The sequence below is a fragment of the Mesorhizobium sp. M7A.F.Ca.CA.004.12.1.1 genome (genome assembly GCF_003997835.1).
Classification (GTDB): Bacteria; Pseudomonadota; Alphaproteobacteria; order Rhizobiales; family Rhizobiaceae; genus Mesorhizobium.
Window position 1 is genome coordinate 1 of record NZ_RZRK01000328.1, and the last position, 6,463, is coordinate 6,463.

Genomic DNA, 6,463 nt, shown 5'->3' on the forward strand with positions numbered 1-6,463 from the left:
GAACAGGCGAGGAGTCCGGCTCGACGGCGACGACATGCACGGAGGGCTTGCGCTTCTTCAGCACCTGGCCGACGCCGGTGATGGTGCCGCCGGTGCCGATGCCGGCGACGAAGATGTCGACCTCGCCATGCGTATCGTTCCAGATTTCCTCGGCCGTCGTCGTGCGATGGATTTCTGGATTGGCCGGGTTCTCGAACTGCTGCGGGATGATCGCGTTGGGGATCGTCGCTGCCAGTTCGTCGGCCTTGGCGATGGCGCCCTTCATACCTTTCGGGCCTTCTGTCAGCACCAGCTCGGCGCCCAGCAGCGCCAGCATTTTCCGGCGCTCGATCGACATCGTTTCGGGCATCGTTAGGATCAGCTTGTAGCCCTTGGCGGCAGCGGCGAAGGCAAGCGCAATGCCGGTGTTGCCCGACGTCGGTTCGATCAGCGTGGTCTTGCCGGGAGAGATCTTGCCCGACGCCTCCAGCGCCTCGATCATCGCCACGCCGATGCGGTCCTTGACCGAGGCGATCGGATTGAAGAATTCGAGCTTGGCGATGAGATTGGCGACGATGCCCTTTTCCCGGGCGAACTTGTCGAGCCGCACCAGGGGCGTATCGCCGATCGTGTCGGTGATGGAATCGTAGACGCGGCCGCGGCCGGGCACGCGGGCTGATGTGGCGGGCTTCTTCATTTGTTTCGCTCCCAGAACTTCAGGCGAGTAAGGATTTCAGGCAAGTGGAATTGCAGGCAAGATAGGACCTTCGACCGTGCAAGATAGACTGTCGATTGAAAATATCCGAGTGGGACCTGTGTCTAAAACAGTGCCGTCTCGGAAAAGCATTTCCCGCAAAGGCCTGTTTGCGAAATGCTTTGGCCGAAAGCTCGCTATTGGCGGGCGGCAATCGCTGCAGCAGCACCGACCATGAAGCCGGCAGCCGTGCGGTTCAGCGCCTTGAGCGCGCGCGGAGATTTCAGGAACCAGCGCGCCTTGGCAGCCAGCGCAAGATACGGCACCAGCACCACCAACAGCACGACAACGGTCAGCGCGACGAGGATACCATAGTCTGCCAGCGTGATGGTTTTCAGGTCGACGATGGTCGGCGTGATGGCGAGATAGAAGATCATCGTCTTCGGATTGCCGAGCGTGACAGTCAGGCCGGCGGCAAAGCTCGACAGCAATCCCGCGCTGCCCGTTCGGGCCTCGACGGTCTCGGGCGTGATGCCGCTGTTCCAGAAGCGCCAGCCGAGGAAGGCGAGATAGGCGACGCCGAGCCATTTGATGGCCAGGAAAACCATGCCGAAACTCTGTGCGACGAAGGCGAGGCCAAGCACCACGGCGGTCAGATAGGTGATGTCGCCCACCATCAGGCCAAAGGACATCGCCAGCGACGAGCGGAAGCCGGAGCCGAGCGCACGCGCGACCAGCGCGGTGATGCCGGGACCAGGGATCGCGGCTGCGATGCCGAGGGCGGCGCTGTAGGCGAGGAATCCGGTAAGGGTCATGGCATTCGTCTCAGATCAGAATGCCTTGTCGCATGGGACCGGCTAAGATTGAATTCCCTGGGGTCGGATTCTATTGCACCAGATATCGGGGGCCTCGCCTCACGAAGCCCCCTCATCCGGCCGCTTCGCGGCCACCTTCTCCCCACTGGGGAGAAGAGACGAGCACGGGCCCGCCTACCTCCTCTACCCGCCGGGGAGAGGTCGGATTGTCCCGAATTGCTCTTCGCAATTCGGTTGGCAATCCGGGTGAGGGGGCCTGCGCTACCCAAGCAGATCAGGAGCGACCGTCGCCATGGGTGACACGCCAGATGGTACCGTTGCCGTCCTCGGTGACGATCAGCGCGCCATCCATGGTCACCGCCACACCGACCGGCCGGCCCCAGACCTCGCCGTTGGAGACGAAGCCGGTGATGAAATCCTCATATTCGCCGGTCGGCTTGCCGTCCTTGAACAGCAATCGCACCACCTTATAGCCGGTCCGGTTGCCGCGGTTCCATGAACCGTGCAGAGCGACGAAAGCATCGCCCTTGTATTCGGCCGGAAAGCTCTTCCCTTCGTAGAAGGCGATGTTGAGCGGAGCCGAATGCGCCTGCATCAGCACATCGGGAACGGTCGTTTTGCCGGCAAGATCGGGGCGCTCACCCTTGTGGCGCGGATCCTCATTGTCGCCGATATAGTACCAGGGCCAGCCATAGAAGGCGCCCTCCTTGACCACGGTCGCGTATTCGGGCGGCACATTGTCGCCAAGCGCATCGCGTTCGTTGACGACGCACCACAGCGCGCCGGTCGCCGGCTGCACGGTCATACCCGAGCAGTTGCGCAGGCCGGTGGCAAAGATGCGGCCGTTCTTGCCATCGGGATCGAAGGCCAGCACGCCGGCGCGGCCGTCTTCGGAACCCCAGGCTGCACCCAACGGCTGCGACTTCGCCCAGGCGTCGAGGCCGCCCTTCGGTTCCTTGCCCATGCGCTCGGCGACATTCGATCCCGAGCCGACCGACAGATAAAGCGTCTTGCCATCAGGCGAGAAGGCGATGTCGCGGGTCCAGTGATGATTGGCCGGGATGTTGCCGACGATGGTTTCCGGATCGCCGGAGGCCTTCAGGTCGCCATTGCGGTAGGCAAAGCGCACGATGCTGTCGCTATTGGCGACATAGACCCATTGCGGGTCAGCGCCCGGCGGATAGAAGGCAATGCCATAGGGCCGTTTGAGACTGCCGGCAAAGATGCCGTCCTGCACAGGGCTCGCACCGCCTTCGGCGAGGCGATAGATGCGGACCTGGTTGGCTTTGCTGTCGGCGACGAACAGGTCGCCGTTCGGCGCGACGCGCACGACGCGTGGATTGTCGATGCCGGATGCAACCAGCTCGGCCGAGAATCCCGGCGGCAGTTGCAGCTTCGCGTCTGCCGGCATGTCCGCAACGCCGGCGCTGTTAGAGGTCGATCTGTTGGCATAGGGCTTAGGCAGATCATCCGGTTCGATCAGGCGGCGTGTGCCCGGCTTGTCGGCTCGCCAGTCACCGAAGGCGTCCGCGCCTTTCAGCACCGGCTCGTCCGCCTGCTGGGCGAATGAAGCGGTCGAGAGAAACAGTGCGGCGGAAAGTGCGGAGCCGGCAAAACGCATCATTCGGTCCTCCAATGTTTGGGCGTGAAAACAGGAACGACCGGTTTCGTCGATCGTTCCACGGCACATGATGAGGTGGAGGAAGCTTCCGGTTCCCCGGTTCAGGTCCCGGCGGCGTAAAAATCGTCGTCGAGGCGTTTTTCCAACTCGACGAGATCGGCCGGCAGCGGCAGGCCCATGGCGCGCATTTCCTGCAGTTTTTCGCGCAACTGCTCCTGGATCTCGTGCTGGTCTTCCGGCTGGTTGACCATCTCCTCCAGCAGGAGGCTGATCCGGGCCTTGAATTCTTCGAGCGCCATCATCGTCTCCTCGGTTGGATCAGCTCAGCGCAGCATGCGTGAAATCAGCTGCGCCGTATAGTCGACCATTGGGACGATGCGCGCGTAGTTCAGCCGGGTCGGGCCGATGACGCCGAGCGCGCCGACGACGCGGGCATCCTTGTCGCGATAAGGCGCCACCACCAGCGACGAGCCCGACAGCGAAAACAGCTTGTTTTCCGAGCCGATGAAGATGCGCACGCCCGAGCCCTGCTCGGCGAGGTCAAGCAGCTGGATAAGCCCGTCCTGCGTCTCCATGTCCTCGAACAGATGCCGCAGCAGTTCGATGTCGGCCTGGGCGGTGACGTTTTCGAGCAGATTGGCGCGCCCGCGCACGATGAGCCGTGCCGGCAGGCCGCTATCGGCGCCGGCCCACACCGCCAGCCCCTTCTCGACTAGGTCCTGCGACAGCGTGTCGAGCGCGGCCCTGGTTTCTTCCTTGATGCGGGCGATCTCGATCCGCGCCTCGGCCAGCGTGCGGCCGCGTATATGGGCGTTAAGGAAATTCGAGGCCTCGTGCAGTTGCGAGACGGTGATGCCGGCGGGCAGCTCGACGACGCGATTTTCGACGTCGCCATTCTGCGACACCAGCACTGCCAGCGCCTTGGTCGGTTCGAGCTGGATGAATTCGATGTGCTTCAGCGCCACCTCGTTCTTGGCGGCCAGCACCAGGCCGGCGCCGCGCGACATGCCCGACAGCATCTGGCTGGCCTCGGTCAGCATGTGTTCCAGCGTCGCGCCCGAGCCGGACGCCCGAACCTGTGCCTCGATGGCGCGGCGCTCCTCGTCGGAAAGATCGCCAAGCTCCATGAAGGCATCGACGAAGAAACGCAGGCCGGCCTGCGTCGGCAGCCGGCCGGCCGAAATGTGCGGCGCGTAGATCAGGCCGAGATGCTCGAGGTCGCTCATGACGTTGCGGATGGTGGCCGGCGACAGCGAAGACGGCAGGATGCGCGACAGGCTGCGCGAGCCCACGGGTTCGCCGTCCCTGAGGTAGGAATCGACGATGCGCCGGAAGATGTCGCGCGAACGCATGTCGAGCGACTGGAGCGCGGGCGACTGCGAAGCGGGATCGACTGCCTTGGTCATACGGCCAAAAACCTCCGGCCCAAGGATATAGACTTACACTGCACCCGCGCAACCCGGTGTCTGTGTGAGATCACCCGGTGTCTTTGTGAGATCACCCGGTGTCTGAGTCAGATCGTCGGGCCATTTTCCTTTGCGCCACGCGTCCCATGCGGTTACAAGCCGGCCAAGATTCCGAAAAATGACAAGAAAGCAGCCTGAATGCGCCCTTCCAAACGCCAATTCGACGAAATGCGTGCCATCTCCTTCGAGCGCGGCGTCTCCAAGCATGCCGAAGGCTCATGCCTGGTGAAGTTCGGCGACACTCATGTCCTGTGCACGGCCAGCCTCGAGGAAAAAGTGCCGGGCTGGATGCGCAATTCCGGCAAGGGCTGGGTGACGGCGGAATACGGCATGCTGCCGCGCTCGACCGGCGAGCGCATGCGCCGCGAGGCTTCGGCCGGCAAGCAGGGCGGCCGCACGCTCGAAATCCAGCGGCTGATCGGCCGCTCCCTGCGCGCCGTGGTCGACCTGCAGGCGCTGGGCGAGCAGCAGATCACCGTCGACTGCGACGTCATCCAGGCCGATGGTGGCACCCGCACCGCATCGATCACCGGCGGCTGGGTGGCGCTGTATGACTGCCTGCGCTGGATGGAAGCGCGCCAGATGGCCAGCGTCGCCAAGGTGCTGAAGGACCATGTCGCGGCGATCTCCTGCGGCATCCATGACGGCCAGCCGGTCATCGACCTCGACTATATCGAGGATTCTTCGGCCGGCACCGACGCCAATTTCGTCATGACCGGCAAGGGTGGCATCGTCGAGATCCAGGGCACCGCCGAGGGCGAGCCTTTCTCCGAGGAGCAGTTCGCGGACTTGATGGGCCTGGCCAAGAAAGGCATCCAGAGGTTGGTGAGTCTGCAGCAGATGGCGGTGGCTTAGTTTTTCGATGTCGAGTTTGAGCGCCCCCCTCTGGCCTGCCGGCCATCTCCCCCTCAAGTGGGGAGATTGGCGACTTCTGCGTTGTCGCGCACCCTGCAACGCCGGAGATTGGCGAATACCGAAATGGCATCCGATCTCCCCCCTTGAGGGGGAGATGGCCGGCAGGCCAGAGGGGGGCGCCTCGTGACGCCCTCGGCCATCCTTGAATCCGCTCTCTACGTCACCGATCTTCCCGCAGCGGAAACCTTCTACACCGACATCCTCGGCCTCAATCTCCTCGGCAAGGTCGACGGCCGCCACCTCTTCTTCCGCTGCGGGCCGGGCGTGCTGCTCGTCTTCAACGCCGAGGCGACGAAAGTGCCGCCGGCGCCTGACGCCAGGCTGCCGGTGCCGCCGCATGGCGCGGTCGGCCAAGGTCATCTGTGCTTTACGGCGACCGGCGATGAAATCGCCGGCTGGAAAGCCCATCTCGCGGCGAAGAAGATCGCCATCGAAAGCGAATTCGAGTGGCCGCAGGGCGGCCGTTCGATCTATATACGCGACCCCTCGGGCAATTCGATCGAATTCGCCGAGCCACGAATCTGGGGCCTTTGATGCATTCTCTTGATGGCAAGAAGATCGTCGTCGCCAGCCACAATGAAGGCAAGCTGCGCGAATTCGCCGACCTGATGGGGCCGTTCGGCTTCGAAGCGAAGTCGGCCAAGGAGTATGGCCTGCCGGAGCCGGACGAGACCGGCACCACCTTCGAGGAGAACGCCTACATCAAGGCGCTCGCCGCCGCCAAGGCGACCGGCCTGCCGGCGCTGTCGGACGATTCCGGCCTGTGCGTCGACGCGCTTGATGGCGCGCCCGGCGTCTACACCGCCAACTGGGCCGAAACCCCGGATGGCAGCAGAGATTTCGGCATGGCCATGCAGCGCACCGAAGTGGCGTTGCAGGAGGTCGGCGCGGCCTTGCCGCAACAGCGCAAGGGACGCTTCGTTGCCGTCATCTGTCTGGCGTTTCCCGACGGCGAGGCCGAATATTATCGCGG

Annotated in this window: 8 protein-coding genes; 3 read left to right on the plus strand and 5 right to left on the minus strand. The window is 63.7% G+C overall.

All coding sequences use genetic code 11. The annotated features are described in order from the left end of the window. From EN984_RS18155 to hrcA, 5 genes are all read right to left on the minus strand, one after another. Positions 1 to 676: pyridoxal-phosphate dependent enzyme (locus tag EN984_RS18155; RefSeq protein WP_127383863.1), on the minus strand; the 676-nt coding region annotated here is incomplete at its 3' end. A 194-nt stretch (positions 677 to 870) separates the two neighbouring features. Then, on the minus strand, positions 871 to 1,488 hold the full coding sequence (locus tag EN984_RS18160; protein ID WP_127267552.1) for a LysE family translocator: 618 nt from the start codon (positions 1,486 to 1,488) through the stop codon (positions 871 to 873). Positions 1,489 to 1,762: 274 nt separating this feature from the next. After that, a complete protein-coding gene (locus EN984_RS18165; RefSeq protein ID WP_127267551.1) occupies positions 1,763 to 3,112 on the minus strand; it encodes a sorbosone dehydrogenase family protein in 1,350 nt (449 codons plus the stop codon). 98 nt (positions 3,113 to 3,210) lie between these two features. Further along, a complete protein-coding gene (locus EN984_RS18170) occupies positions 3,211 to 3,408 on the minus strand; it encodes a hypothetical protein (RefSeq protein ID WP_023814156.1) in 198 nt (65 codons plus the stop codon). A gap of 24 nt (positions 3,409 to 3,432) precedes the next feature. Beyond that, entirely contained in the window at positions 3,433 to 4,515 is a 1,083-nt protein-coding gene (gene hrcA, locus EN984_RS18175; protein ID WP_023814157.1) for a heat-inducible transcriptional repressor HrcA, read from the minus strand. 198 nt (positions 4,516 to 4,713) lie between these two features. On the opposite strand from hrcA, the gene rph reads away from it, so the two are divergent. From rph to EN984_RS18195, 3 genes are all read left to right on the plus strand, one after another. Beyond that, a complete protein-coding gene (rph, locus tag EN984_RS18180) occupies positions 4,714 to 5,430 on the plus strand; it encodes a ribonuclease PH (RefSeq protein ID WP_056585385.1) in 717 nt (238 codons plus the stop codon). 183 nt (positions 5,431 to 5,613) lie between these two features. Next, positions 5,614 to 6,024, plus strand: a complete 411-nt coding sequence (locus EN984_RS18190) for a VOC family protein (protein WP_127269530.1) — start codon at positions 5,614 to 5,616, stop codon at positions 6,022 to 6,024. Continuing rightward, the coding region (locus EN984_RS18195; protein ID WP_127383864.1) for a non-canonical purine NTP pyrophosphatase at positions 6,024 to 6,463 on the plus strand (440 nt) is incomplete at its 3' end. The genes EN984_RS18190 and EN984_RS18195, both read left to right, overlap by 1 nt.

What these genes read in the sequence shown, in the direction of transcription:
- hrcA (WP_023814157.1), bottom strand. Translation starts at nt 4,515, where the DNA reads ATGACCAAGGCAGTCGATCCCGCTTCGCAGTCGCCCGCGCTCCAGTCG.
- EN984_RS18165 (WP_127267551.1), bottom strand. Translation starts at nt 3,112, where the DNA reads ATGATGCGTTTTGCCGGCTCCGCACTTTCCGCCGCACTGTTTCTCTCG.
- rph (WP_056585385.1), top strand. Translation starts at nt 4,714, where the DNA reads ATGCGCCCTTCCAAACGCCAATTCGACGAAATGCGTGCCATCTCCTTC.
- EN984_RS18160 (WP_127267552.1), bottom strand. Translation starts at nt 1,488, where the DNA reads ATGACCCTTACCGGATTCCTCGCCTACAGCGCCGCCCTCGGCATCGCA.
- EN984_RS18170 (WP_023814156.1), bottom strand. Translation starts at nt 3,408, where the DNA reads ATGGCGCTCGAAGAATTCAAGGCCCGGATCAGCCTCCTGCTGGAGGAG.